This is a genomic window from Thermus sp. KWY1 (assembly GCF_057547025.1).
Window position 1 is genome coordinate 1 of record NZ_BAAJPG010000005.1, and the last position, 24,323, is coordinate 24,323.

The following is a 24,323-nucleotide window of genomic DNA, read 5'->3' on the forward strand; positions in this document are numbered from 1 at the left end:
TTGGGTACGGGACGTTCTCCTCCACGAGGATGCCTGCCAGGTGCGGGGGGTGGGGGCACAGGTCTTGGCGGCCCTCCGGGCCTTTCTGGTCTCCATGCTTCACCGCCAAGGGGTCAGGGAGAAGAAGGCGGCCTTGGAGGCCTTCTCCTTCAACCCCCTCTCCGCCCTGCGCTTCCTGGGGCTCTATGCGGCATAGCGGTCAAGTCTGCACCGGCAGCCCATGCCCCCAAAAAACCTTAAGGGGAGGTATACTAAAGAGAGGGCGATGGAGTCCGCCTGAACCGCCCGAAACGGGCTGATGACTCCTACCGGGAAACCGGTAGGAGTTTTTCTATTAGGAGGTGGCCGTGGCCAAGGAGGAACTTCTAAGATGGATGGGGAGGCCAAGCCTTTTGGGATCGGAGGAAGAGGTCCCCCCGGAGGTTCCCCCGCCTCCTTACTTCCAGGATCTGCTTCTGGACGAGTTGGAGGGGCTCTTCCTTGCTTCCCAGGACGGCTTTGGGCTCCTCAGCTTCTTCCGGAACCTTCCCAATCACAAAACGGCAGTGCTCCACCGCCAGGCGGTATGCCGGGAGCTGGAGGGAAAGGCCTCCTCCTTGCGGGGCTTCCTTCGCTCCATGGAGGAGGTGCGGGGGCGGCTTGGGCTTTCGCAAAAGGCCCGGCACCCCTGGCAAAAAGCCCTCTACCACCTGCAGGCCGCCCGGGCCTACCTTGCGGGGGTGGGGGCCTTGGGCCGGGACTGGTCCCTCCTTCCCCCCCATTCTCCAGGGTTGAGGGCGTACGCCGCCCACCTCGAGGCCTACTTACAATCCCCTGGCTTCTCCAACCTACGCCGGGAAGCAGAAACCGTCTGGCAGGACCTGCAGGGGCTCCGTTACGTGCTCCATGTGCACGAGGGGCGGCTTACCCTTCGCGCCTACCAGGGGGAAGGGGATTACGGCCGGAGGATAATGGACACCTTCAGGCCCTTCTTCGGCCCTTCTTCCCCCACCTTCCCAGAGCCCGGGATGGAAGAAGGCCCCATCCTCAACCACATAGAGGAGTGGCTCCTGGACCATCTGGCCCTTCTTTTCCCGGGGCCCTTTGCCCGCCTTCAGTCCTTTTTTGCAACCCATCAGGGGTTTTTGGACCCCGTTCTGGCCCGGCTGGAGCGGGAAGTGCGCTTCTTTCTGGCCTATCTGGACTTTCTTTCCCCCTTGCGTGCCGCGGGGCTTCCCTTTACCTACCCGGAACCTGCGGACACCCCGCCCTTTTTCGTGGAGGGAGCCTTCGACCTGGTCCTGGCAGCCAAGCTGGTGGCCGAGGGAAAAGTGCCCATACCCAACGACTTTCGGGTGGAAAGGGAGCACATCCTCGTGATCACCGGGCCCAACCAGGGGGGAAAGACCACCTTTGCCCGTATGGTAGGCCAGGTTCACCACCTCTTCTCCCTGGGTCTTCCGGTGCCCGGAAGACGGGCCCGCCTCCTTCTACCCGACCAGATTCTCAGCCACTTCGAAGTCCGGGAAAACCCCGAGGACCTTAGAAGCAAGCTGGAATCAGACCTGTTGAGGCTAAGGGATATCCTTGAGCAGGCCACGGCTCGTTCCCTCCTCATCCTGAACGAGCCCCTGGCCTCCGCTACCCTCGTGGATGCAAGGATGATAGGCCGCTTTCTGCTGGAAAAGATACGCGACAAGGGGAGCTTGGCCCTGGTGGTCACGTTCTTGGATGAGCTTGCCCGTCTTCCCGGAACCAGGAGCCTGGTGGCAGAAGTGGATCCCAGTGACCCCTCAAGGCGGACGTTCCACATCCGTGAAAAGCCTGCGGAGGGTAAGGCCTACGCCCTGGCCTTGGCGGCCAGACACGGACTGACCGACGAGGCGCTGAAGCGCCGCCTAGGAGGCGGGGCATGAGGGTGGGACTCCTGCACCCGGACGAGGACCTAAGCCTGGCCAAGCCCCTCCCCTACTCCTGGGCCGAGGTGGAACACGACCTCGGGTTGGGAACGGTCCTGGAGGCCATGGCGGAGGGCGACACCTACCTGCTAGACGTAGCCCGCCAGGTCCTGGCCCAGGGATTATCCCAGGAAGCCCGGGTCATCCACCACCGTCAGGAGGTGCTCCGCGAGGCTTTAGAGCATCCCAGGCTCATAGAAGCGCTTTACCGCCTGGCCGGGCAAACCCTGCAAGAAAAACGCAAGGAGTCCTGGGGTCTTTTCCGGCGGGATCGCCCCGATCTCTACGGGGGCATCAAGGCGATGGAGGCCCTTCTGAAGGGCTTACGAGGGGTACGGGAGCTCCTGGAATCGGCTCACCTGGCCACGAGGGGCTTTCGGAGTCTCAAGGATCAGCTGGCTGCCCACCTCACCCCGGAGTTTTTCCGGGAAGCGGAAGGGCACCTTCGAGCCCTGCGCTTTCCACAAGGAATCTGGATGACGGCTTCCTTGGGCCCAGGGGGAAGGAGCCGGGACTACACCCTCTTGCTCCCGAAAAGAAACCCCATCCCCTGGCCCTTCGGCAGCAGGCCGAAGGCCTTCACCCTCACCCTTCACCCCCGGGACGAGGCTGGGGCAAGGATCCTGGGGGAGTTTCGGGAGAGAGGGGTGTTTGCCGCCGCACGCGCCTTGGCGCTGGCGGTGGAAGAAGTCACCCGGTTCTTCGAGGCTCTCCGAGCCGAGGTGGGCTTTCTCCTGGGAGCCATCCGGCTGGCCAACAGGCTTCGGGCACTAGGCCTGCCTTTAGCCTTTCCCGTTCCTGCCGAAGGGGTTCGCCTAGCCTTCCGCAACCTCTACGATGTGGGCCTTGCCCTTCGGCAAGGGTATGCGGTGGGCAACCATCTGGAAGCCCACGGCAAGAACCCGATTCTGATCACTGGGGCAAACCGCGGGGGCAAGACCACCTGTTTGCGTAGCCTAGGCCTAGCCCAAATCATGATGCAGGCCGGGCTTTTCGTGGGAGCCGAGTTCTTTGAAAGCGGGCTGGTGGACGGCCTATTCACGCACTTCAAACGGGAAGAGGACCCATCCCTCGAGGCGGGGAGGTTTGAGGAGGAGCTCAGGCGGCTTAGCGACCTGGTGGACCACCTGACCGCCCGGCCGCTCTTTCTCTTCAACGAGAGCTTCGCGGCCACCAGCGAGCCCGAGGGATCGGAACTGGGGGCACAGGTGATCCAAGCCCTGGTGGAACGGGGGATACGGGTGGTGTTCGTCACCCATTTCTACACCCTGGCGGCAGCTTTCTTAGGCAACGCCAAGGCCCTTTTTCTAAGAGCCGAGCGCCTCCCCGACGGCCGGCGCACCTACCGCCTCAAGGAGGCACCTCCCGAGCCCACCGCCTACGGCCTCGACCTTCTGCGCCGGATCTTCGGCTAGGCAAGGCCTAATTGGCCCCCGCCCAAGAGGAGAGGGCCTTGGCCAGGAGCTGACGGAGTTCCTGAAGATGCTCGGGGAACCCGGCAAGGGCTTCCCCGGGCCGCTCCGCCCTCCGGATTTCCTCCCCTAGGATCCGCTCCACAGCTACCAGGATGCCGACAAGGCGCAGACGGAGAAAGCGCTCCGGATCAAACCCCTGCGGCCCATCCAGGGAGCGCTTGGCCAGCGCTTCCGCTTCGTAGAGTTCCCTGACCTCCACCCCCAGGCGCCGCCCCACCTCCATCAGATCCAAAAAGGCCTGGAGCACAGCCTGCTCCTTCGGGGGTTCGCCCGGAGCCAAGCGGGCTAAAAGGGCCAGAGCCCCTCCCAGCTCGGCGCGCAGGCCAAAGAGGTGGAACTCCAACACCTGACGGTCCGTTTGGCACTTGAAGAGTTCGTAACGCAACACCGCGTTTTCCTTCAAGGCGGGCGCCGCTTCCTGGCTTAGACGATCGTTTTGCGAGCGCAGAAAGGCGATTTCCTCCTGCGCTTTGGCCAGGCTGGCCCTGAGTTCCTCCACCATGCGGTCGCTTTCCGCATCCTTGGGTTTCGGACGATTCCGGCTGAAAAACCCCATGGTCTCTACCTCCGTATGCGAGCCAGAAGGGCAAGGAGGGCAAGGAGGGCAAAGACCTCGCTGCCGCCTACGAAGGCCATCGCACGAACCGGCGAGGTCTCGTAAAGGAAACCCATGGCCACGCTTCCCAAGAACCAGGCAAAGCCGAAGGCCGTGTCGAAAACCCCGTAGGCAAAGGCCGAACCCCCTAGGTGGCCCACCCCGGCCCGCAGGACGCTTTCCTGCAGCCCCAGAGCCCCTCCCCAAAGGAAGCTGCCCGTCCACCAAAGGGCCGGGTTATTCCCCAGGAGGAGGAGGGGGGCTGCGAGGGCGAAAGGGGGAGCAAAGAACAAGCTTCTTAGGCCCAAGCGGTCAAAAGCCAGGCCACCCAGGAGGGCAAAAAGGGCATCCGCACCCATGGCTAAAGCGTAGAAAAGGGGGATATGTACCGGCCCGGCCCCCAGCTTTTCCAGATGAAAGGCCAGAAGCTGAAAGTGCACGAATCCCAAGGCGAAGAGAGCGCTGTAAAGCAGGTAAAGGGAAAAGCCCGAGGGCAGGGGCTGGACCTGAAGGACCCTCTCCTCCTGGAGCTCGAGGCCGCGCGCCCGAAGGAGGAAGCCTAAGGCCAGGAGGGCGGGAAGAAGAAGGAAGGCAAAACCGAGACGGTAGCCTCCCAGGGCTACCCCCAAGGCCACCAGCAAGGGGCCCAGAAAGGCACCTATCTGGTCCACCGTCTCGTGCAGGCCAAAGACCCTACCGTGACCCACCTCCTTCCCGGCCCTAGCCAGAAGGGCATCGCGGGCAGGAGTGCGCAGACCTTTCCCGAGGCGTTCCAGAAAAAGAAGCAGGCCCGCCCCCACAGGACCTTGGGCCAAGGCCAGAGCCGGCACCGAGAGCAGGTTCACCCCGTAGCCCAGGTAGAGAAGGGGCCAGTGAAACCGAAACCGGTCTGCAAGCCCTCCGGAAACCAAGCGCACCAAGTAGCCTAGAAATTCCCCAAACCCGGCAACAAAGCCTACCAGGGCTGCAGAGGAGCCGAGGGTTTCCAGGAAGGCTCCAGCAATACTGCGCCCTCCCTCGTAGGTAAGATCAGCAAAAAGGCTCACCAAGCCGATGGCCACCACGAAACGCCAGGCGGGGTTCATCTCGCCTCCGGCGAAGATCTGATCACCTCCACCCGCTCCAGGGTGGCCAAGCCCTCCGCCAGCATCCCCTTCAGGACGTTCAGGAAGAAGAGGATCTTCTCCTGCGTATCCACTACCTCCACCATAACCGGCAAGTCCTCGGAACGAATAAATCTAGCGCTGTGGATGCGGGAGTGGACCCCGTATCCCAGAAACCCCTTAAAGGCTGTGGCTCCCGCCAGACCCCGATTCCTGGCTTCTAGGATTATAGCCTGGTAAAGGGGCCGACCCTCGTAGCGATCCGATTCACTCACAAAGATCCTCAAGAGCACGGCTTCCTCATGCCCCCGCATGCTTTCACCCAGCCCGTTCATATAGTCGGCGAAGCTCCGCCCTTTGCTCTTTGCCTAACGGCAAACCTTCCAGGGCCCCGAGAAGCCCCTGAAGGTCGTACTGTACACGGTAAAGTTGCGCACGCCCCTCCTCGTAAAGGACAAAGCTGGCCCTGGGATCCCCGTCCATGGGTTCATCCACGGACCTACGCAGAACTTCCAGCACCTGGGGAAGTGGCTGGGGGTGTGGGGACAGGAAAAGTAGGGTACGGTGGAGGTCTTCGGGCCCCACCAAGACTAGCCTTTGGACCACGGCCACCTCCTTCTTCGGGAGTCGGTTTTCGGGGGCACCAAGGGAGGATACCGGGGCTCCTCGCCCTTAAGCACCCGGCGGTAGCGGTCTTGGAGGGAGCGGAGGTCGCGGATCCATGCCTCCTCCGGGGCCCGGGGGAACCAGTAGGGGCAGGGGCAAAGGCACCTCCAGTCCGCCACCGCAGGTTCCCTGGCCCAGGTGAAGGTGAAACGGCAGGCGAATAGAGCCGTTCCTTCCATGCGGAAGGGAACCAGGTACAGGCACGCCTGTGGATGGGCCAAGGCCTCGGGAATCGGGCAACGCCAGCAGTCCTCCGGGGTGATGGGTCGGTCCTCTTCGGCGCTACAGCGGCCCTCCTGACGGTAGGGGCAGGGAGGCAGTTCCATCAGTGCACCACCATCACGGCAGAGGGGGCGTAGCGCAACACCCTCTCCGAGACCGAGCCCAGCATCCAGCGCTGGACCGGGGTTAGGCCCCGCCGCCCCAGTACGATGAGGTCGAAGCCTTCCTCTTCCGCCACCCGCACCAGGGTCTCCGCCGGATGCCCCACCTGGCTTCGGGTTCTCAGGACCACCCCCCGCCGTGCGGCCTCGCGCTGGGCAAAGCGAAAGGCCTCGGCCAAGGGCCCTTTGGCCTCCTCCAGTACCCCTTCCAGCTCGATCCCCAGCTCTGCGAACTCCGGTGGCCGGACCACCGCCAACGCCAATACCTCCCCCCGGAAGGCCTGGGCCAGCTCCAGGGCAGCGATTAAGGCCTTCTTAGCAGGCTCCGATCCATCGTATCCTACCAAAATCCTACGAAACATGCCTTCTCACCTCCTCTTCCCTCAGCCCCAACCTATCCTTCATTCCGCACCTCCTCGAGGCCAATCCGCGCTGCCTGAATGTGATGGTGGGGCAGGAAGAAGCGGTTGGCGATCCAGGTGGGCACCACGGCGCTGGCGATGACCGCAGCCACCAGCAGGGAATACTGGTCTTCACTGATGATTCCATGGGTTAACCCGTAAAGGCTGCTGATGGTGCCGAAGGTGAGCCCTGTGGACATGAGGAGGGTGGTGTAGGCGGCATCCCTTCTCCGGTAGCGAAAGACCAGGGTGATGGGATAGACCCCAAGAACCTTGCTTACCATCTTGGTCAGCAACAAAACGAAAAAACCCCCCAGGCCGAGCAGGAGGGCGGGAAGGCTCACCAGGCTACCCGCCCTGATGAAATAGAAGGGCGTGAGAAGCCCCAAGGTAAGGGTACGCAGGCGGCGGATCAACGCGTGGTCCTTGCCCACACTTCCGGCCAAAACCATACCCACCAGGTAGGCGGGAAGCACCGCCTCCGAGCCGCTCCAGGCAGCTAAGGCCCCCAGGGCGAAGAGGGCGAAGAGGAGAAACTTGGCCTCCAGTTCATGGGTGCTGCCGCCGTAGCGAGCGAACAGCCATGGGGTAGCCCGGATGAGCAGGTACAACCCTACCCCAAGGCCTAGGGCAAACACCCAGGTGGCCGTCCCAAAGGGGGCGAATAGGAGGCCCAAGGCCAGAACCGTCCCCAGGTCGTTGACGAAACAAGCGGCTAAAATCACCTTGCCAAAGGGAGTCTGGTTCAGCCCCAGCTCCAGCATCACCGCATAGACCACGGCCACGCTGGTGGTGGACAGGGCCACACCAGCAAGCCAGCTGGCCCGGGGATCCCAGCCCAGGAGGGCATGGGCCACGAAGGCTGACCCAAGAAACGGGGCAAAGAAGCCCGCGAGCCCTATGGCAAAGGCCTCCTTCCAGCTTCGCTTCAGGGTTTCCGGATCCAGCTCAGCCCCAGCCAGAAAGGTGAGGACAACGCTTCCCACCCCTGCCAGAAAGGTTACCCAGGATGCCATGGTGTGAAGGGCCTCCTTGCCTATAAGGGCTCCTGCGGCTACCCCCACCAGGATCTCCGTTAGGGCCACGGAGACCCGGAACCAGATGGAAAGCAGGGCCGCCACCACCGCCAAGCCCATCCAGATTGCCGCCGCACTCCAGTCCATGGGGTTTCCTCCTTTCCGGGGTAGGAGAAAAGGCCCCTACCCCTTCTGGGTAGGAGCCATCAGCCCGGCTGGGCGGTTTCAGGCGGGCCCCATCGCCTCGAGGACATTATACGGAGGCGAGGCTGAAAGCGAGGTGAAGGAAAGCGAAGAGCCCATACCCCGTGGCAAGACCTACGTTCAGCCGCCCTGGCCAACGGGCTACCGCCAAACCCCCTACCGCCCCAGGTGGACCAGGTACCGGAAGCCCAGGGGGGGCAGGCTCACTTCCTTCCGGTAGGTGCGCCCCTCGAGGGGATCCCGCCAGCCCCCAGGAGGCAAGGGCAAGGTGACGGCCTCCACCCCGTTATTGAAGGCGGCAAGCACCTCCCCTTCTCCCGGCTCACCCCGGAAGAAGGCCAGAAGATGGCCCTCTCCGAAGTAGGTCCGGAACACGGCGCTCCTGAGGGCCGCAAGCTCCCGGCGCAGCCCCGCCAGCTCCTGGTAAAAGGCTAGGGTTTCCCCATGGCATTTCTCCCACTGGAAGGGATACCGGTTGAGCTCGTGAGGGGGGTCGGCCGGCCTTTCCCCGGTGAAACCGCACTCATCCCCCTGGAAGGTTACGGGGAGGCCGGGAAGGGCGTAGAGCATGGCCGCCGCAAGCCGCTGCCGGGCCCTGGCTTCCGGGCTGGGAACGTCCTTCAGGCCCCCGCCCCCAAGCTCGGTAAGGAGGCGGGCCGTATCGTGGGAGGTGATCAAGTTGAAGCCCATCCCGGCCACCGCCTCCGGGTAAAGGGCGTAAACCCGGGCTAGGTCCGCCAAGGCTCGGCGGGCGTTGTACAGGGCCAGGCTTCCCCCCTTAGCAAAGCGGAGGAGGATATCCCGGCCGATGGCGTAGTTCATCAGGGAGTCAAACTCATCCCCCCGAAGCCAGCTAGGATCCCTCTGCCAGATCTCCGCCACCAGGTAGGCGTCGGGCTTGATGGCCTTCAGTTCGGCCCGCATTTCCTTAAAGAAAGCGTGAGGATTTAGCACATCCCCGGGCACATCCACCCGCACCCCGTCAAAGCCGAAGCGTACCCAGTACTTGGTCACCTCGATCAGGTAGCGCTTCACCCCGGGGTTTGCGGTGTTCAGCTTGGGCAGGCTCCCTAACCCCCACCATCCCTCGTAGGCCGATCCGTCACCCGGCACAAAGGGCCACCGCTTGATGAAGTACCAGTTCCAGTAAGGGGAACGGGGACCCCTCTTTACCACATCCTGAAAAGCCCAAAAGCCCAGGCCAGTGTGGTTGGGGACGAAGTCAAAGATCACCCGCATGCCGAGGCGGTGGGCCTCGTCCAGCAGCTTGCGCAAGAGGGGTTTGTCGCCGAACTTGGGGGAAACCTTGAGGTAGTCGTGGGTGTCGTAGCCGTGGGCCGACCCGGAATCAAAGATGGGATTCAGGTAGAGGACGCTAACCCCCAGGGCCTTCAGGTAAGGAAGCTTGGCCAGCACCCCGGCAAGATCCCCCCCGAAGTACTGGTGGCAGCAGTGCAGGGGCGAGGGGGGATCGCCCCAGCGGGAAAGATGGGGCTTGGGCCCAGAGGAGCGCTGCCACACCTGGTTAAAGCGGTACTCGTCGGTTTCCAGGGCCAAGGCGTCGTTGCTGGAATCCCCGTTGTAGAAGCGCTCGGGGAAGATCTGATAACCCACCCCCTCGCCCACCCATGCCACCTCGGCGAAGGGCCTTTCGGGAGGGTTAAAGGGGCCGAACACCTCCTCCTTGCCATCCTGGGTCCGCACCAGGATGCGGTAGGCTCCCACGCCTCCAGGTAAGGTCCCACGCCAAACCTCGCTTCCCGGAAAACTCAGCTGCAGGTGCATGGGGAGCCTCTTTCCCTGCACCTCGACCCAGGCGGCCGCCACCGCCCCCTCCCCTGCCCGGAAGCGCACGGAAAGCTTGCCGTCGGCATGGGACACATACTGGGCGTCCAACGGATCATGGGTGAAGTCCAGGGCCACGGGCCCCGCAGGAGGGGTGGGGGCTACCGGGGCCTGGACCACGATCACGGCGTTCTGACCCCCAAAGCCATCGTCCACACACCCTGCCGCCTTCGGGTCCACCATGGGCGTGCCGAAGGTGGGATCGTTGCACATGTCCCTGGGCCACTGGCCGTTGATGAAGAACTTGTACTGGTGCTCCCCTGGATCCAGGTCCACGGTTACCGCCCAGGACCCGTCCTCCTTCTGCATGGGGGTTTCCCCCCAGCTGTTGAAGGAGCCCCGGAGGCTTACCGAGCGCACCTCGAGGCCCGAAGGAGGTGTGTAGCGGAAGGTCACCGGGACCGCCAGGGCCAGGCTAAGCCATACCCACACCGCCAGGATTCTTCCCATATTGCCTCCTTTGCCTACCCGCATAGAAGCGCTTCCATCATACTGCCTCCACCCCGGCAGGCAACCCTCCACCTGGCGTAGCATGAAGCCATGCGCTTCATCGGTGTCGCCACCCAGTACCGCATGGCCGAGGGCCTCCTGGCGAAAAGATTCTGGGGCCTTTTGGAGTTCTATCTGGAAGCCCTCTCCTCCCAGGGCCTGGCCTATGTGCTCCTTCCACCCCAGGGCCCGGAGGCCTTGGAAAGAATCCTTCCCCACCTGGATGGGCTCCTTCTTCCCGGAGGGGGCGACGTGGACCCGGATCGCTACAGGGAGGAACCCCATCCAAAGCTGGGCGAGGTCAGCCCCGAGCGGGACGAACACGAGCTCTTCCTGGCCCGCTACGCGGCGGAGAAGGGGCTTCCCACCCTGGGGATATGCCGGGGAATCCAGGTGATGAACGTGGCCATGGGGGGAACCCTTTACCAGGACCTCGAGGCCCAGGGCTTCCGGGAGATCCAGCACACCGAAAAAAGTCCCCCTCCTGCCCTGGCCCACGGGATGAAGCTGGTGGCCGAAAGCCCCCTCGCCCGCCTCTTCCCCCCTAGCTTCCGGGTGAACTCCTACCACCACCAGGGAATCAAGGACCTGGGAGAGGGCTTAAAGCCCATCGCCCTGGCCCCGGACGGCCTGGTGGAGGCGGTAGCCCTGGATGGGCATCCCCTTTTCCTGGGGGTCCAGTGGCACCCGGAGCTAATCAAGGAGCACTGGCCCCTTTTTGGCCTTCTGAAGGTCTAGGCCCAGGTGGGTGGGGTACCGGGCGTTTACGATCCGTTTACGGGAATGGGTTAGGGTGGCTACCGGAGGTGAACCATGGCTAAGGAGGTGCGCTTTTCGCGGCTGGTCTGGCTGGCGCTGGGCCTAGCCATCCTGGCATCCTGCCAGCTGAACCCCTCGGGGTCCATTCCCCAGGCAGTCCAGGTGGCGGGGGTGGTGGGGGGCACGGAAACCAAGCCCACCCTTCTGGGGAAGCCCTTGGACCTGCAAGGAACATCCCTGACCAAGGAGGGGGAACCCTATGGCGGCTCGGTCCTGCCGGGTATGGTGGTGGTGGCTCAGGGCACTGACCAAGGAAACACCCTCCGCCTCCAGAGCCTCGAGGTGCAGGTAGAACTCAAAGGCCCCATCGCTGCCCTGGACGTGAACGCCGGAACCCTCACGGTCCTTGGCCAACAGGTCCTCACCGATGCCAACACCCGGATTTATGAAAAGGTGGGGGGTTCCTACCGCACCCTGCTCCTTGCCGATCTCGCAATAGGAGATGTGGTGGAGGTCCAGGGAACCACTACAGAAACCGGCATCCTCGCCACTTATATTGAACGCCACCCCAGGGGAAACAACGAGGTGGAGCTGGAAGGCCGGGCCACCAACCTGGATGAGCCGGCCAAGCACTTCACCCTGAACGGCTACACGGTGGACTACGGCCAAGCCCATGTGGTGGGAACCCCCAGGGAGGGGGCGTGGGTGGAGGTGAAGGGAACCCTTTCCGGTACCCTCATTCAGGCTACAAAGGTGGTGTTCAAGACCTCGGGGAACAACCAGTTCGGAGCCTCGAGGCGGGTGGAGCTGGAAGGACCCATCCTCGGGCTCGATCCCACCCAAAAGACCTTCCAGCTCCTTGGCTACACCGTGGACTATAGCGCCGCCAACGTGGTGGGCACTTTGGTTGACGGGGCCTACGTGGAGGCCAAGGGCCAGGTGGATGCCAACGACCCTACCCTCTTCCACGCCCAACTGGTGAAGGTAAAGTACCCCAAGAGCTACCCGGCCAAGGCGGAGGCCAAGGGAACGGTAAGCGCCATAGATCACCAGGGCAATACCTTCTCCCTGGGGAGCCTTGGCTTCTACGTGGACGCCAACACCGTCCTCAAACGCGATGACCCCGACGGCCCCATCGCCTTCACCGACATCCAGGTGGGGGACTACGTGGAGGTGCAGTACGACCCCACCCGGACCGATGCCGATATGCGCTACTATGCCGTCAAGGTGGAGGTGAAAACCAGCCAGGACGGCGAGGGGATGGAGGAGTGGGAGGGCCCAGTTTCCCACCTGGATGCCACCAGTTACACCTTCCAGCTACTGGGATATACCGTGACCACCACAGAGGCTACCCGCTTTGAGTGGCGCGACCAAGCCTATAGCCGGGCGGACTTCTTCGCCCTCTTGCAGAACGGAGACCGCGTGGAGGTAAAAGGGACTCTTTCGGGAACCACCATCGCCGCGGAGAAGGTGGAGCTTAAGGGCCGCTAGGCATAAGGGCCTGGGGGCGGGGCCTTGAGCCCCGCCCCTTGTTTACGACCCGTTTACGCTTTCCTTCTAACCTCGAGGTGGGAGGTAAGGCGATGTTGCGGGGAATAGCGCTTCTTTTCCTCCTGGGATGGGCGGTGGCTGCCACCTATCAGGTAGGCGGCGAGGCCACCTACGAGGCCCGGGCTCCCCTGGGGGCTTTCCGTGGGGTCAACCCCACCCTCGAGGGGCAGGTGGTTTTTGAGCCTACCAAAGGATTCCTACAGGGACGGGTCTCCCTGGATCTTTCCGCCTGGGATTCCAAAGAACCCTTAAGGGACCGGCATACCCGGGAAATGTTCCAGGTGGACCGGTACCCCCGGGCCTGCCTGAACATTCAGGGCTTTGATCCTGGTCAGAGCCTGGTCCAGGGTACCCTGAGCCTTCACGGCGTGGAGCGCAAGGTAGCGGTTCCCGTCCGCTACACTTTGGAACAAGGGGGGCAAACCCTGCGCTTTGAGGCCGAGTTCGAGCTCCTCCTCAGCGACTATGGGCTCAAGGCCCCCAGCTTCATGGGCATGCGGGTCCAGGACCGGGTGGTGGTGCGGGTCAAGGGCCAGGGGGTGGCAAGGTGAAGCGGCTCTGGCTTCTTCTCCTTTTGGGCTTAGCCCTGGCCAGCGAGGGAGAGCGCTACCTCTATGTGCGCTGGGACGCAGACCAGAACAGGGCCTTCCTCTCGGATGGCTCTCCCCTTCCCCCTGGCCTTGCGGTGGTGCCTGGACAGTACGTGGAGCTGGAGCAGGGACGGATCAAGCCCAAGAGGCAGTGGCAGCCACCCCAGGACCTGGTCAAGGTCTACCTGCCCCGGGAGGTGGGCCGCGTGGTCTTCAGCCACGAACGCCACTTCGCAGCCCTGGGGGCCAAGGGAAGCACCTGCGAAACCTGCCACACCGTCCTGGACGAGAACAAGGTATGGAAGAGCGGGGCCCAGGTCCCAGCCCTCGAGCCCCACGGGGCTACCTCCCTAGGGCGGTTCTGCGCCACCTGCCACGACGGTAAGACCCAGCCCGCCGCCATACGGGGAAGCCAAACCTCCCTTAAGGACCCCATCTTCACCGCATGGGGCCGCAAGGGCGACGCCTCCTGCTCCCAGTGCCACGCTCCCAAAAGCCACGGCCGGGACTTCACCTCAAGCCACGGAGAGTGGGCCGAGGAAGGAGGGGCCAGGGAGTGCGCCACCTGTCACCGGGGAGCTTCAAGCCTTTCGTCCCAAGAGGCCCTGAAGGTCCAGGCCTTCCAGCGGGCCCAGCTGGCCCTGATCCAAAATCCGGAGGACGAAAAGGCCTTTAACGTCACCCTGCCCCCCAACTTCTGCGCCTATTGCCACGGGCTGGACGGAAAAGCCTGGGGCAAGCGAGACTAGGGAGGAAGGTCATGGGCGAAGTGCTGCAAAAGCGATTTCCCGATATGGTGGCCCTTTTCACCGGCTTGGGTTTCCTCACCGTCTTAGCAGAGCTGGTTCTGACGGACCACACGGAGGGTATCCGCATTCTGGCACCCCTGGCCGCCGGGATGGGAGCAGGGGCGATCCCCCTCGGCCTCGGGTTCCCGAGAGGAAGGGTCTGGGCCACGGGGCTTCTCCTCCTGGTGGGGGGCATAGGGCTTTTGGGCCTGGTAGAGCACATACAGGAAGCCCTGGAGGCCTCCTCCCCTTCCGTGGTCCGGCTGGTGGACGAGGAGGGGTGGGAATACCCCGCCTACCCCGGGCCTTTGAGGGAAGGGGAAAAGGAAGGCTCTCCCCCACCCCTGGCCCCCCTAGCCTTGAGTGGGCTTGGGCTTCTTGGAGCCTTAGCCCTTCACGCCCGGAAGCCATGAGGATCTTGGTGGTGGAAGACGAGCCAGGCATTCTGGAGCCCATCCTGGCCCTCTTGCGGCGGGAGCGGTACGAGGCCCTCGGGGCCAGGAGCCTGGAGGAAGCCTGGAGCCTCTTGGCCGAGGGGGAACCCGATGTCCTCATCCTGGACATCATGCTGCCCGAGGGGGAGGACGCGGGCTTCCGCTTCGCCGAGGCCCTGCGCCAAGGGGGCTTCCGCGGGGGCATCCTATTCCTCACCGCCAGGGATGCCCTCGAGGACCGAATCCATGGCCTGGAGCTGGGCGGGGACGACTACCTGGTAAAACCCTTCCACCTGGAGGAGCTCCTGGCCCGAATCAAGGCCCTCGCCCGCAGGCATGCCGACTTCAAGGGGCGCATCCTGCGAAGGGGTTCCCTCGAGGTGGACCTGGTGGCCAGGCGGGTGATCCTGGGTGGGAGGGAGGTGACCCTTTCCCCCAAGGCCTTTGCCCTCCTGGAGCTTCTGGCGCAACACCCCGACAGAACTTTTAGCCGCGAGGAACTCCTCGAGCGCCTCTTCCCGGGAGCCGAAACGGATGCGGTGCTCCGGGTGTACGTGCAAAAGCTCCGTCAAAGCCTTGCCCCCTGGGTGGTGGAACGGGTACCCGGGGGCTACCGCCTGGGGAAGCCATGAGCCTGAGGGCGCGCTTAGCCTATGCCTTCTTCCTTTTGGCCGCCGCCATCGGCCTCCTCTCCCTCCTGCTGGGGTACCTGGTCTTTCGTAACCTGGTGGAGCGGGACATCGCCTTGGATCTCTCGGAGGTCACGGGGCGGGTCCTGAAAGCGTTGGAAATCACCGAAACAGGCCCCAGGCTCAGGCAGGGGGATGTCTTCCTGGGAACCCACTACGTCTTCGGCTTCCGTCTTTCCCGGGATGGAGTGCCCGTTCTGGAAGGAGGCTTCGCCCCCAAGGAAGGAGAGGCCTGGCGCACGGCCAAGGTCCCCTGGAAGGAGTACGTGCTGGAGGTCCACCTCCGGGTTGAGGAGTACCGGCGAGCCCTTGGCACCTACCTCAGGGCAAGCCTGAGCCTCCTCTTGCCCCTGCTGCTCCTAGCCGCCCTTCTCGGGTCCTACTTCGCCGGGGTTCTTTCCAGGCCTCTCCAGGAGCTGGCCCAAGCGGTGGAAAGCCTCTCTGCCCTGCGCTTTCCCAAGCCCCTGGCCCCGGTCCGGGAGCGGGAACTCGCCCGGGTCATCCATAGCTTCAACCGCCTGGTGGAAGCGGTGCGGGGAGCGCTGGAACGGGAAAAGCTCCTCACCCGCTACGCATCCCACGAGCTTCGGAGCCCCCTGGCGGTGCTACGGAGCCAGGTGGAGGCACTCAAGGGAGGCCTTCTTCCCCTGGAACAGGTTCTCCCCCACCTGGAAGGCGCCTTGGCCCGCATGGAAGGGACCCTCGAGGGACTCCTGGCCTTGAGCCGGGCGGAGGGGGACCTGGAGGTGGACCTGCTGCCCCTGGAGCTTACGAGCTTTCTGAGGGACTACCTGAAAGGTCAGGCGGGAGTGCGGTTTCGGCGCCTTCCCTCCAAGGAAGGCGGCCCAGGGCCAGGCCAGATGGACCCAGGACCTGCCGAGCAAGCCTGGATCCTGGCCCATCCCCTTCTGCTGGAAAGGATGCTGGATAACCTCTTGGAAAACGCCCTTCGCCACGGGGCACCCCCCGTGGAGATCGGGCTTGGTGGGGGAAAGGAGGAGGTGGTCATAGAGGTGAGGGATCATGGGCCCGGAGTCACGGAAGAAGCCCTGCCCCACCTGACCCGGCCCTTTTTCCGGGAGCGTAAAGAGCGCGAAGGGCTAGGCCTGGGCTTGGCCTTGGTGGAGCAAGGGGTGAAGCGGCTGGGCGGGAAGCTGGAACTGGAAAATGCCCGCCCGGGCTTACGGGTACGCTTGAGGCTTCCGAGGTGGCGCGGTGAAGCGGCGAACCTTTCTCGTTAAGCTCCTCCTCCTGGCCGTGGCCTTCTTGGCCCCGGTGTGGGGAGAAGAGGAGAAGGAAGGGGAGAAAAAGAAGGGCGAGGAGGGGAGAAAGCGCAGGGACGAGGCCAAGGAGGAGAACCGGCCCACCCTCCGTTACTACGGCCAGGTGGAGGGGGTTGAGGAGGACACCCTATGGGTTGGCGGCCGGGCCCTGCGGGTGCGCACCTCCCTTCTTCCCTACTTGGCTCCTGGCATGGTGGTGGAGGTGGGCCCGGAAGGCCTCGCCGTGTTGAGCCCGGCCACCTGGGCCTACTACCAGGGTCCTGGAAACCTGGTGGGCCTGGGCCAGGGACCGGTGCGGGCCTGGTGGGGGGAGGGCGGAGTACTCTGGCGGGTTCTGCCCGGGTATAACGGACAGGCCTCGCTGGTGGCCCGGTACCGGCAAGGAACCTGGCAAGCGGTGCCCAAGGGCCTAAGCCTCCCCCGCCCTCCGCAGGAGGGATGGTGGCTTTTAGCCCTGGAGGGCAAAACAGGAAAGTTGATCCGGCGGCTGGAGTGAAGGGGCTAAGCCTCCTCCCCCTCCCAAAGCCGCTCCCAGGGCTCCCGTGTCCGAAGCACCTCCCACCCCGCCCCGGTCCAAAGGAGCTCCAAGGGCCTTGGAGTGTCCAGGTAGGTAAGGCTCATGCTGGCCCCGTAGGCTCCAGCCTCGAGGATAGCCAAGGCTTCCCCCTCCTGGGGCACGGGCAGGCGCACCTCCCGCTCCAGGATGTCGCCTGCCTCGCAGGCGGGACCCGCCAGGTCAAAAATCCCTTCCTCCCGGCCTTCCCGAGGGTAAAGGGGCAGGATGGGGTGGCGGGCCCCGTAAAGGGCAGGCCGGATGAGACTGGTCATCCCGGCATCCAGGAGCACATACCGCCTGCGGGTTTCCTTCAGGCCCACCACCCTGGACACCAGGACCCCTGCCTCGGCCACCAGGTACCTTCCCGGCTCCAGCCAAACCTGGGCCCCATAAAGCCGGGCCAGGCTCTTCATGGGTCCTTGGAGAGCCTCCAGGGGGAGGTCCAAGCCGAAGCCCCCTCCCAGGTTCAAGACCTCCACCGGCCCCACCTGGGGATAAAGAGCCTCGAGGACCCCGTAGCCTTCCAGGAAATCCTCCACCCGGCTCAAGGCCGAACCCAGGTGCAGGTGAAGGCCCAAAAAGGTTAACCCCTTTTCCCGGATAGTTCTCACCAGCCCCGGCACCGCCTCTGGCAACACCCCAAACTGGCTTTCCCCCCTGCCCGTGGCCAGGTGCCCGTGGGTGTTCACCGGGAGGTCCGGGTTCACCCGCAACAACACCCTGGCCCCGGGAAGGTACCGGGCCACCCGCCCCACATCCCCTTCGGAGTCCAGGACCACAAGGGGTTCCCGCCCCTTTAGGGCGGTAAGGGCCTCCGGGGTCTTAACCGGGCCGTTCCACACCACCTGGTCCGGGCCAAAGCCCGACCGGTAGGCCCGGAGCACCTCCCCCAGGGAAACCGCCTCGGCCCCGAGGCCAAGGTCCCTGAGGCGCCGAAGAAGCCCAAGACGGGGGTTGGCCTTCAGTGCGTAGAAAAAACGGGCAAAGGGGAAGGCCTCCCTCAGGCGCGCCAGCTGGGCCCGGACCCGCCCCCAGTCGTAGGCGTAAAAGGGCGTGGGATACCGATCCAGGGCTTCCAGCAAGGCTTCTTGAAAGGTTGGATCCAGCATGCTACCCCTTCAGGCTTCCCAGGGTAAGGCCCTGGATGAAGTAGCGCTGGGCCAGGAGAAAGACCAGGATGGGCGGAATGGTGCCCAGGGTAAGCCCGGCCATGAGTACCGTCCACTCCGTGGAAAACTGTCCCTGGAAGACCGCCAAGCCCACGGTTAGGGGGCGCATCTCCAAGGAGTTGGTGACGATAAGGGGCCAGAGGAAGCTGTTCCAGCCCGCCAAAAAGGTGAAGGTGCCCAAGGTGGCCAAGGCGGGGGCTGCCAGGGGCAGGGCCACCTTCCAGTACACCTGCCAGGGAGTAGCCCCGTCCATGATGGCCGCCTCCTCCAGCTCCCTGGGCAGGTGCAGGAAGTGCTGGCGCATGAGGAAGATAGCGAAGGCATCGAAGAGGCCGGGAAGAATAAGGGCGTAGTAGGTGTCCACCCAGCCCAGGTTCCGCATGAGGATGAAAAGGGGGATGATGAGCACGTGCACGGGGATCATCAAGGTGGCGAGGAAGAGGAGGAACAAGGCCCCCTGCCCCCTAAAACGGAAGCGGGCGAAGGCATAACCCGCCATAGCCCCGCTGGTCAGGTTTAAGAAGGTGAGGCCCAAGGCCACCACCAAGGAGTTCAGGTACCAGCGGCCGAAAGGCACGCTGGTGAGGACCCGCTGGTAGTTTTCCCAGTGGAGCTCCTTGGGCCAGACCTCCACAGGGAGGTCAAAAACCGCCCCCGGCGCCTTCAGACTGGTGGAGACCATCCAGAAGAAGGGCACCAGCATGCTCAGTCCCCCGGCCAGGAGGACCAGGTAGACGAGGGAATCCCAGAGCCTCCCCAAAAGCCTCATGCTTCCTCCACCACCCACCGCTTGCGCAGGGTCCACTGCAGGTAGGTGAGGGCAAACAGGATGAGGAAGAGGACCCAGGCGATGGCCGAAGCATACCCCATCTCGAAGGGAAAGACGCCGAAGGCCTTGCGGTACAGGTAAAGCATCAGCACGTTGGTGGAATCCAAGGGCCCTCCTCCGGTCATGGTGTACACCAGGCCGAACATCTGGAAACCGCCGATCATGGCGAGAAGGGTGTTCAGAAACACCGTGGGGGAAAGGAGGGGCAAAACCATGTAGAAGAAGCGCTGCAGGTTGTTGGCCCCGTCCAGGCTGGCCGCCTCCAGGTATTCCTTGTTGATGTTCTGCAGTCCCGCCAGGAAGATCAGCATCCTTAACCCTACCCCCGCCCACACCGAGGCCAGGATCACCCCCCACATGGCCCAGGCTGGATCGGAAAGCCATCCGGGTCCCTCCCGGGCCAGCCACGCCACCCACGAGGGAGGGGTTAACCCCAAGAGGCCATAGGCACCCTCCATCCTCTCCCCCACCCAGCGCAGGAAGAGGTTCACTGGCCCCACGGTGGGGTTCAGGATCCAGCGCCAAAGGAGGCCCACCGCCACCACGCTGGTCACCGTGGGCAGGAGGTAGAGGGTGCGGATGAACCGCACCCCGGGCCAAGGGCGGTTCAAGCCCAAAGCCAGGAGCAAGGCCAACACGATCTCCAAGGGCACCGCCACCGCCACGTAGAAAAGGGTGTTGAAGAAAGCCTTGTGGAAGACGGGGTCCTCGAGGAGCCGGCGGTAGTTCTCCAAGCCCACCCAGCTCTCCCGGAAGGTGGCCAGGCCAAGGGGTCTTAACCCATCGTAGGCGACGAAGGAAAGGAGGAGGCTGGTGAGGATGGGCCCCAGGTTGAAGGCCAGGAAGCCCACCAAGGAGGGCAGGAGGAAGAGGAGGGGGAATCGGTAATAGGCGCGCATGGGGGCCTCCTGGCCTTAGGGTCTAGCGCTTCTTGCGCTCCGCCTGGACCTCGTCCAGAATCTTCTGCACCTGGGGGGCCACGCCGTCCAGGGCTGCCTTCAGCTCCGCCTTACCCTGCCACACGGGTTCCAAGGCCTTGTTGATGAGTTGCAGGGCCTCGTTCCAGCGCTCGAAGGTTTCCGTGGGCCTTGCCGTGCGGTTTACCGTGAGGAAGTATTGCTGGTTCTTGGGAGGCGGAGGCACGAAGAAGTCCTTGAGGCTTTGGATGCTGCGGTCCACATTCTTCACATCTACCCCCCGGGCGGGGATGATGAGCCCGGTCCTGGTGAAGATGCGGCTGGCCTCAGGGCCGGCCAGGAAGGAAAGGAGCTTCCAGGCGGCCTCCGGGTTCCTGGAACCGGCCGCCATCACCCAGCCGGAGCCGTCTATGTCCACGATGCTTCCGGCCTTGCCCCGGGGGAAGGGCACCACGTCGAAGTCGAACTTGGCCCGGGCCTTAAGGGTGGGTACCCGCCAGCGCCCGTCCACGATCATCCCCGTCTGTCCGTTCAGGAACATGGTGAAGGCCCCGCGGTCCTGGGCCTCCTCGGGAGTGGGGGCCACGTGGTGCTTGTAGCGGAGGTCCAGATAAAACTGCAAGCCCTCCAGGGACGCCGGGCTATTCAGCAGGAACCGGCTGTGGTCAGGGGCATAAAACCGCCCGCCCGCACTCCAGACCCAGGGTTCCCAGAAGAGGTAGAAGGTCTGGAAGGAAACCCCCCACTGGACCCTTTTGCCATCCTTTTCCACGGTGAGGGCCTTGGCGTAGCGGAGGAAATCCTCCCAGGTCCAGTCGGGCTTGGGATCGGGCAGGCCCGCCTTCCGGAGGAGGGTGCGGTTATAGAAGACCACCAGGTTGGACACATCCCGGGGCAGGCCATACTGCTTCCCCTCCCACTGGAAGGCCTTGAGGATGCCCGGGAAGATGTCGGCGGTGGGGTACTTGTCCCGCTGGATAAAGGCGTCCAGGGGAGCCAGCACGCCCCTCGAGGCCATCCCCGGGAAGTCTATGTTGTTGAGGAAGAAGACATCCGGCGGGGTACCGGCCGCCATCATGGCGGTGATCTTGGCCAGGTACTCCCCGGAGGGGATGTTGATGTACTCCACCTGGATACCCGGGTTCCTCTCCTGGAAGACCTTAAGCACCTCCTGGTATGCCTTGATCTCCTCCTGGCTCCCCCAGCTGGCCAGGACCAGCTTCTGGGCAGACGCAAGCCCTAGGAGCACCGCCAAAACAACCACAACCCACCTTCTCATGGTTCACCTCCAAAGACCCATTGCCCCGTAGGGGCATACACCCCTGCGAGGGCCTCCAACGCGGCCCGGACCTGGACCGCGCGGTAGCCGTGGGTAGCCAGATAGCCCGTGGGCTTCCCTGGAAGGAAGCGAAGGTCGTCGGGGTTGCCCAAGGCCACCAGGTATAGGGGTTTGCCCAGGGCCAGGAGCTCCTTCACCAAGGTCCTTTGCCCCTCCTTGAAACCGCCAAGCCAGCGGTAGGTGGAGGCCACCAGGCGCTCCGCCTTCCTGGCCTCCGCCAAGGCCTTCTGGATCTCCACCGGGGTGGGATCCTCCGAAAGGATGAGCCCCCGGCTTCCGGGAAGGTACTGGGGGGCAAGGTCCGCCAGGGTGGGTTCCACCCCGTAGCGGTCGGAGATCCTCAGGCCCAAGACCAAGGTTCCCTGACCGGGTATGGGCAGGGGGCCAAAGCGGTGCACCACGCCCCGCCGGGCCGCCTCGAGGGCCAAAGCCTCCTCCTCCTTCGGGGTGAAAGGGCATTCCCCCTGGCCTGCCTTAAGGCCCTGGGCCCGCCTTCTGGCCTCCTCCGCCCGGGAAAGGGGAATCTCCTGGCCCAGGGCCTGGGAGAGCCGGGCGTGCACCTCCCGGATGGCCGCCTCATCGGGTTCCAGCAGGAGCAAATCGGCCCCGGCCTTCACGGCCAGAACCGCCGCCTCCCCCGCCCCGTAGTGGCGCTTGATGGCCCCCATAGCCATGTCATCGGTAAGGATGGCCCCGGTAAAGCCCATCTCCCTCCGGAGCAAGCCTGTGAGGATTTTGGCCGAAAGGGTGGCGGGGTATTTGGGATCCAAGGCGGGAAAGAGGATGTGGGCGGTCATGAGGGCCGGCATCCCCGCGGCCACATAGCGGCGGAAGGGAAGGAGCTCCGCTCCCTCCAGGGCCTCCTTGGGCTTATCCACCCGGGGCAGGTCCAGGTGGGAGTCCACCCCCGTGTCCCCATGCCCGGGGAAGTGCTTGCCCACGGGCTTCGCCCCGGAGCGCAAAACCCCCCGGGCAAAGGCCAGGCCCATGCGGGCCACCCGCTCGGGGTCGGCGCCGAAGGAGCGGAGGCCAATGATGGGGTTGTCGGGGTTGGTGTTCACGTCCAGAACCGGCGCCAGGTTCACATCCGCCCCAAGCCGCCGCACCTGGCACCCCAGGGCCCAGCCCACCCGCTCCACCAGGCCCTCATCCCCGCTGGCGGAAAGGGCCATGGCCGAGGGGAAGCGCACCACCCCCTCCCGGTAGGAGGTAAAGGGTCCCCCCTCCTGGTCCACCAGGAGAAGAAGCTTGGGATCCAAGGCCCTGAGACGGGCCACCACCCCCTGGGGATCCCGGCGGAGGTTGGAGGGGTAAAGGATGACCCCGGCGGGACGGATCTCCTTGAGAAGGGCCACCGGCACCTCTTCCCCCTTGAAGCTCACGATGAGAAAGTTTCCCGCCTGGGCCGCCGCCATGCCCATTCCCGCCAGGATGGCCAAAAGCCTCACCTCCTCACCTCCGCCAAAGCCCCCCTGACCCCCTTTTCCTCCAGGAGGGCCAAGGCTTCCTCCGCCCCCAGGCCCAAGGCCACCAAGGCCGCCAAGGCGGGGTCCCGGTAGACTTCCAGAAGCCTCTTCGCTTCCTCCCCCGAAACCCCCGCCATCTCCTTCACCATCTCCGCGGCCCGGGTCCGGAGCTTGGCGTTTTGCACCCGCATGCGGGCCATGCGGTTCCCATACACCCGGCCCAAACGCACCATCACCAAGGTGGAAAAAAGGTTCAGGGCCACCTTCTGGGCCGTGCCTGCCCCCAGGCGGGTGCTCCCGGCGATGGGCTCGGGCCCGGTGTTGAGAAGGATGGGATGGTCCGCCTCCAGAAGGAGGGGAGTTCCCGGGTTGTTGGCCAGGGCCACGGTCAGGGCTCCCTGTTCCTTGGCCCCCCGCAGCACCCCGAGGGTAAAGGGAGTCTGGCCGCTGGCCGCCACCGCCAGGAGGACATCCTTAGGAGCCACACTCCTTCCCAGGGTTAGCCCCCCCTCCAGGTCGTCCTCCGCGCCCTCCACCGCCTCGGAAAAGGCCCTTTCCCCACCGGCCAAGAGGAAGCGCACCCGGCTGAAGCCAAAGGTGGGCAGGAGCTCCACCCCATCCAGCACCGCCAGCCGCCCGCTGGTCCCTGCCCCGGCGTAGGCCAGGTAGCCCCCTGCCCGTAGACGCTCCACCGCGGCCCCGGCGGCTTTCTCCAGGGCAGGAAGGGCCTCCTTAAGGGCGGCCACGGCCCGGAGCTGGGCCTCGTAAAGGGCCTCGAGGACCTCCCCTGCGGGCCAGAGGTCCAGGTCCCGGTAGCGCTGGGCCACGCCTTCCGTCATACCACCTCCGCAGCCAGGGCATTTCCCACCGCCCGGCGCAGGGGGGCCAGGGAGGACCGGTGCCGGGTCGGGTGCACGGCGTTGGTCAGAAGAGCCCAGGCGTACCCCCGCTCCGGGTCCACCCACACCCCCACCCCGGTGAAGCCCGTGTGGCCGAAAGCCTTTTCCGAAGCCAGGCTCCCCCCTTGCCAGCCAGGCCTCTTCCTCTCCCAACCCAAAAGCCTTTCCCCGTGGGGCCTCTGCATTTCCTCCAGGGCTGCCCGCGAAAGCCAGGTGCCCCCCAGGATAGCCGCAAGCTGGTCCAGAACGCCCTCCAGGGTGCCGAAAAGCCCTGCATGCCCGGCCGCCCCCCCAAGGGCAAAGGCGTTTTCATCATGCACCTCTCCCCGGAGCACCCGCTTCCTCCAGGGGCAAAGCTCCGTGGCCACGCTCCGCTCCGGAGGCGGGGAGAAGCTAAGGCCAGGGGGCAAGGGAAACGCCCCAAGGGGCTTACCCCTTAGGCGTTCCAGGAGAAGGCCCAGGAGAATGTAGCCGATATCCGAGTACTGAGGTTCGCCCAAGGGCCAGGGGTGCTGGAGCACCCGGGCCTTTAAAACCTCCCCTTCCCCCCAGGTGTACAAAGCCTCCCAGGCGGGGAGGCCCGCTGTATGGGCCAAAAGAGCCCGCACGCTTACCCCCTTAAGGGGATGGTCCTGAAGCCAGAGCATCTCGGGGAGGTGCTGGGAGAGGGGGTCATCCAGATCCAAAAGGCCCTCCTCCACCGCCCTCAGCACCTCCCGCAAGGTGAAAAGCGGTTTGGTAAGGCTCGCCAGGTCAAAGTAAAAGCCCTCCTCCAGGGGAACCGGTTCGGGTATCCTTTGGGCCAACCCCAGGTGGAAGACCTCCTTACGGCCATCCGCATGGACTATCCCAAGGGCCGCCCCAGGAACCACACCCCTGGCCACCGCCTCCTCCAAAAGGGCCCTGGCCCGCATGGCCCCAAGTGTATAACGGCCTGCCA

Annotated in this window: 25 protein-coding genes, 1 pseudogene and 2 riboswitches; of the genes and pseudogenes, 11 read left to right on the forward strand and 15 right to left on the reverse strand. The window is 64.4% G+C overall.

The features are described 5' to 3' along the window. From AC27GT_RS01125 to AC27GT_RS01135, 3 genes and pseudogenes are all read left to right on the forward strand, one after another. Window positions 1-196: pseudogene (locus AC27GT_RS01125) on the forward strand (transposase); the annotation flags it as partial. 56 nt (window positions 197-252) lie between these two features. Further along, window positions 253-315, forward strand: a riboswitch (Fluoride riboswitch). A 32-nt stretch (window positions 316-347) separates the two neighbouring features. Next, window positions 348-1,895, forward strand: coding sequence for a MutS-related protein (locus tag AC27GT_RS01130; protein ID WP_126205294.1), 1,548 nt, complete (start codon window positions 348-350; stop codon window positions 1,893-1,895). Continuing rightward, the gene (locus AC27GT_RS01135) at window positions 1,892-3,352 is read left to right on the forward strand and encodes a MutS-related protein (protein WP_015717002.1); all 1,461 of its coding nucleotides are present in this window, start codon (window positions 1,892-1,894) and stop codon (window positions 3,350-3,352) included. The genes AC27GT_RS01130 and AC27GT_RS01135 overlap by 4 nt, the downstream gene beginning before the upstream one ends. 7 nt (window positions 3,353-3,359) lie before the next feature. On the opposite strand, the gene AC27GT_RS01140 is transcribed toward AC27GT_RS01135, so the two are convergent. The 8 genes from AC27GT_RS01140 to AC27GT_RS01175 all read right to left on the reverse strand — a co-directional run bounded on the left by AC27GT_RS01140 (window position 3,360) and on the right by AC27GT_RS01175 (window position 10,075). Next, a complete protein-coding gene (locus tag AC27GT_RS01140; RefSeq protein WP_015717001.1) occupies window positions 3,360-3,968 on the reverse strand; it encodes a hypothetical protein in 609 nt (202 codons plus the stop codon). Between the two features lie 5 nt (window positions 3,969-3,973). Next, complete coding sequence (locus AC27GT_RS01145; RefSeq protein WP_015717000.1) at window positions 3,974-5,092, reverse strand: MFS transporter; 1,119 nt, start codon at window positions 5,090-5,092, stop codon at window positions 3,974-3,976. Then, window positions 5,089-5,424: a DUF190 domain-containing protein gene (locus AC27GT_RS01150; RefSeq protein WP_038071658.1), complete on the reverse strand. Its 336-nt coding sequence runs from the start codon at window positions 5,422-5,424 to the stop codon at window positions 5,089-5,091. The genes AC27GT_RS01145 and AC27GT_RS01150 overlap by 4 nt, the downstream gene beginning before the upstream one ends. Before the next feature lie 4 nt (window positions 5,425-5,428). Beyond that, window positions 5,429-5,629, reverse strand: a complete 201-nt coding sequence (locus AC27GT_RS01155) for a hypothetical protein (protein ID WP_487223403.1) — start codon at window positions 5,627-5,629, stop codon at window positions 5,429-5,431. 71 nt (window positions 5,630-5,700) lie between these two features. Continuing rightward, complete coding sequence (locus AC27GT_RS01160) at window positions 5,701-6,102, reverse strand: hypothetical protein (protein WP_015716997.1); 402 nt, start codon at window positions 6,100-6,102, stop codon at window positions 5,701-5,703. After that, window positions 6,102-6,521, reverse strand: a complete 420-nt coding sequence (locus AC27GT_RS01165) for a universal stress protein (protein ID WP_015716996.1) — start codon at window positions 6,519-6,521, stop codon at window positions 6,102-6,104. Before AC27GT_RS01165 ends, AC27GT_RS01160 begins: the two co-directional genes overlap by 1 nt. Window positions 6,522-6,553: 32 nt before the next feature. Further along, a complete protein-coding gene (locus tag AC27GT_RS01170) occupies window positions 6,554-7,723 on the reverse strand; it encodes a cation:proton antiporter (RefSeq protein WP_015716995.1) in 1,170 nt (389 codons plus the stop codon). A gap of 43 nt (window positions 7,724-7,766) precedes the next feature. After that, a riboswitch (Fluoride riboswitch) is annotated at window positions 7,767-7,829 on the reverse strand. A gap of 107 nt (window positions 7,830-7,936) precedes the next feature. Next, complete coding sequence (locus AC27GT_RS01175) at window positions 7,937-10,075, reverse strand: alpha-amylase family glycosyl hydrolase (protein ID WP_287930335.1); 2,139 nt, start codon at window positions 10,073-10,075, stop codon at window positions 7,937-7,939. 90 nt (window positions 10,076-10,165) lie between these two features. On the opposite strand from AC27GT_RS01175, the gene AC27GT_RS01180 reads away from it, so the two are divergent. The 8 genes from AC27GT_RS01180 (at window position 10,166) to AC27GT_RS01215 (ending at window position 16,704) form a co-directional block, all read left to right on the forward strand. Further along, on the forward strand, window positions 10,166-10,852 hold the full coding sequence (locus AC27GT_RS01180) for a gamma-glutamyl-gamma-aminobutyrate hydrolase family protein (protein ID WP_126205022.1): 687 nt from the start codon (window positions 10,166-10,168) through the stop codon (window positions 10,850-10,852). Between the two features lie 75 nt (window positions 10,853-10,927). Beyond that, entirely contained in the window at window positions 10,928-12,364 is a 1,437-nt protein-coding gene (locus AC27GT_RS01185) for a DUF5666 domain-containing protein (protein WP_015716992.1), read from the forward strand. Window positions 12,365-12,456: 92 nt separating this feature from the next. Continuing rightward, window positions 12,457-12,975, forward strand: a complete 519-nt coding sequence (locus AC27GT_RS01190; protein ID WP_487223404.1) for a YceI family protein — start codon at window positions 12,457-12,459, stop codon at window positions 12,973-12,975. Next, a complete protein-coding gene (locus tag AC27GT_RS01195) occupies window positions 12,972-13,763 on the forward strand; it encodes a cytochrome c3 family protein (protein ID WP_487223405.1) in 792 nt (263 codons plus the stop codon). Before AC27GT_RS01190 ends, AC27GT_RS01195 begins: the two co-directional genes overlap by 4 nt. A gap of 11 nt (window positions 13,764-13,774) precedes the next feature. Then, entirely contained in the window at window positions 13,775-14,215 is a 441-nt protein-coding gene (locus AC27GT_RS01200; RefSeq protein WP_487223406.1) for a hypothetical protein, read from the forward strand. Then, entirely contained in the window at window positions 14,212-14,868 is a 657-nt protein-coding gene (locus tag AC27GT_RS01205; RefSeq protein ID WP_487223407.1) for a response regulator transcription factor, read from the forward strand. Before AC27GT_RS01200 ends, AC27GT_RS01205 begins: the two co-directional genes overlap by 4 nt. Further along, entirely contained in the window at window positions 14,865-16,166 is a 1,302-nt protein-coding gene (locus tag AC27GT_RS01210; RefSeq protein WP_015716988.1) for a HAMP domain-containing sensor histidine kinase, read from the forward strand. The genes AC27GT_RS01205 and AC27GT_RS01210 overlap by 4 nt, the downstream gene beginning before the upstream one ends. Continuing rightward, on the forward strand, window positions 16,141-16,704 hold the full coding sequence (locus AC27GT_RS01215) for a hypothetical protein (protein WP_267260919.1): 564 nt from the start codon (window positions 16,141-16,143) through the stop codon (window positions 16,702-16,704). Before AC27GT_RS01210 ends, AC27GT_RS01215 begins: the two co-directional genes overlap by 26 nt. 5 nt (window positions 16,705-16,709) lie before the next feature. Here the strand turns inward: AC27GT_RS01215 and lysA are convergent, their stop codons facing one another. The 7 genes from lysA to AC27GT_RS01250 are packed head-to-tail and all read right to left on the reverse strand — an operon-like array spanning window position 16,710 to window position 24,297. Continuing rightward, window positions 16,710-17,873, reverse strand: a complete 1,164-nt coding sequence (gene lysA, locus AC27GT_RS01220; RefSeq protein ID WP_487223408.1) for a diaminopimelate decarboxylase — start codon at window positions 17,871-17,873, stop codon at window positions 16,710-16,712. Between the two features lies 1 nt (window position 17,874). Then, window positions 17,875-18,702: a carbohydrate ABC transporter permease gene (locus AC27GT_RS01225; protein WP_015716985.1), complete on the reverse strand. Its 828-nt coding sequence runs from the start codon at window positions 18,700-18,702 to the stop codon at window positions 17,875-17,877. Next, entirely contained in the window at window positions 18,699-19,661 is a 963-nt protein-coding gene (locus AC27GT_RS01230; protein WP_015716984.1) for a carbohydrate ABC transporter permease, read from the reverse strand. The genes AC27GT_RS01225 and AC27GT_RS01230 overlap by 4 nt, the downstream gene beginning before the upstream one ends. A 22-nt stretch (window positions 19,662-19,683) precedes the next feature. Then, window positions 19,684-20,958 carry an ABC transporter substrate-binding protein gene (locus AC27GT_RS01235; RefSeq protein WP_015716983.1) on the reverse strand — a complete coding sequence of 425 codons (1,275 nt, stop codon included), beginning with the start codon at window positions 20,956-20,958 and terminating at the stop codon, window positions 19,684-19,686. Then, entirely contained in the window at window positions 20,955-22,466 is a 1,512-nt protein-coding gene (locus tag AC27GT_RS01240; RefSeq protein WP_054391775.1) for a glycoside hydrolase family 3 N-terminal domain-containing protein, read from the reverse strand. Before AC27GT_RS01240 ends, AC27GT_RS01235 begins: the two co-directional genes overlap by 4 nt. After that, entirely contained in the window at window positions 22,463-23,323 is an 861-nt protein-coding gene (locus AC27GT_RS01245; RefSeq protein ID WP_015716981.1) for an N-acetylmuramic acid 6-phosphate etherase, read from the reverse strand. Before AC27GT_RS01245 ends, AC27GT_RS01240 begins: the two co-directional genes overlap by 4 nt. Next, the gene (locus AC27GT_RS01250) at window positions 23,320-24,297 is read right to left on the reverse strand and encodes a serine hydrolase domain-containing protein (protein WP_015716980.1); all 978 of its coding nucleotides are present in this window, start codon (window positions 24,295-24,297) and stop codon (window positions 23,320-23,322) included. Before AC27GT_RS01250 ends, AC27GT_RS01245 begins: the two co-directional genes overlap by 4 nt. Between the last annotated feature and the right edge of the window lie 26 nt (window positions 24,298-24,323).

Excerpts from the sequence above, each read along its gene's own strand:
- AC27GT_RS01210 (WP_015716988.1), top strand. The coding sequence starts at position 14,865 with ATGAGCCTGAGGGCGCGCTTAGCCTATGCCTTCTTCCTTTTGGCCGCC.
- AC27GT_RS01205 (WP_487223407.1), top strand. The coding sequence starts at position 14,212 with ATGAGGATCTTGGTGGTGGAAGACGAGCCAGGCATTCTGGAGCCCATC.
- AC27GT_RS01245 (WP_015716981.1), bottom strand. The coding sequence starts at position 23,323 with ATGACGGAAGGCGTGGCCCAGCGCTACCGGGACCTGGACCTCTGGCCC.
- AC27GT_RS01235 (WP_015716983.1), bottom strand. The coding sequence starts at position 20,958 with ATGAGAAGGTGGGTTGTGGTTGTTTTGGCGGTGCTCCTAGGGCTTGCG.
- AC27GT_RS01150 (WP_038071658.1), bottom strand. The coding sequence starts at position 5,424 with ATGCGGGGGCATGAGGAAGCCGTGCTCTTGAGGATCTTTGTGAGTGAA.
- AC27GT_RS01250 (WP_015716980.1), bottom strand. The coding sequence starts at position 24,297 with ATGCGGGCCAGGGCCCTTTTGGAGGAGGCGGTGGCCAGGGGTGTGGTT.
- AC27GT_RS01200 (WP_487223406.1), top strand. The coding sequence starts at position 13,775 with ATGGGCGAAGTGCTGCAAAAGCGATTTCCCGATATGGTGGCCCTTTTC.
- AC27GT_RS01165 (WP_015716996.1), bottom strand. The coding sequence starts at position 6,521 with ATGTTTCGTAGGATTTTGGTAGGATACGATGGATCGGAGCCTGCTAAG.
- AC27GT_RS01135 (WP_015717002.1), top strand. The coding sequence starts at position 1,892 with ATGAGGGTGGGACTCCTGCACCCGGACGAGGACCTAAGCCTGGCCAAG.
- AC27GT_RS01225 (WP_015716985.1), bottom strand. The coding sequence starts at position 18,702 with ATGAGGCTTTTGGGGAGGCTCTGGGATTCCCTCGTCTACCTGGTCCTC.
- AC27GT_RS01145 (WP_015717000.1), bottom strand. The coding sequence starts at position 5,092 with ATGAACCCCGCCTGGCGTTTCGTGGTGGCCATCGGCTTGGTGAGCCTT.
- AC27GT_RS01190 (WP_487223404.1), top strand. The coding sequence starts at position 12,457 with ATGTTGCGGGGAATAGCGCTTCTTTTCCTCCTGGGATGGGCGGTGGCT.
- lysA (WP_487223408.1), bottom strand. The coding sequence starts at position 17,873 with ATGCTGGATCCAACCTTTCAAGAAGCCTTGCTGGAAGCCCTGGATCGG.
- AC27GT_RS01160 (WP_015716997.1), bottom strand. The coding sequence starts at position 6,102 with ATGGAACTGCCTCCCTGCCCCTACCGTCAGGAGGGCCGCTGTAGCGCC.
- AC27GT_RS01175 (WP_287930335.1), bottom strand. The coding sequence starts at position 10,075 with ATGGGAAGAATCCTGGCGGTGTGGGTATGGCTTAGCCTGGCCCTGGCG.
- AC27GT_RS01140 (WP_015717001.1), bottom strand. The coding sequence starts at position 3,968 with ATGGGGTTTTTCAGCCGGAATCGTCCGAAACCCAAGGATGCGGAAAGC.
- AC27GT_RS01180 (WP_126205022.1), top strand. The coding sequence starts at position 10,166 with ATGCGCTTCATCGGTGTCGCCACCCAGTACCGCATGGCCGAGGGCCTC.
- AC27GT_RS01170 (WP_015716995.1), bottom strand. The coding sequence starts at position 7,723 with ATGGACTGGAGTGCGGCGGCAATCTGGATGGGCTTGGCGGTGGTGGCG.
- AC27GT_RS01185 (WP_015716992.1), top strand. The coding sequence starts at position 10,928 with ATGGCTAAGGAGGTGCGCTTTTCGCGGCTGGTCTGGCTGGCGCTGGGC.
- AC27GT_RS01230 (WP_015716984.1), bottom strand. The coding sequence starts at position 19,661 with ATGCGCGCCTATTACCGATTCCCCCTCCTCTTCCTCCTGCCCTCCTTG.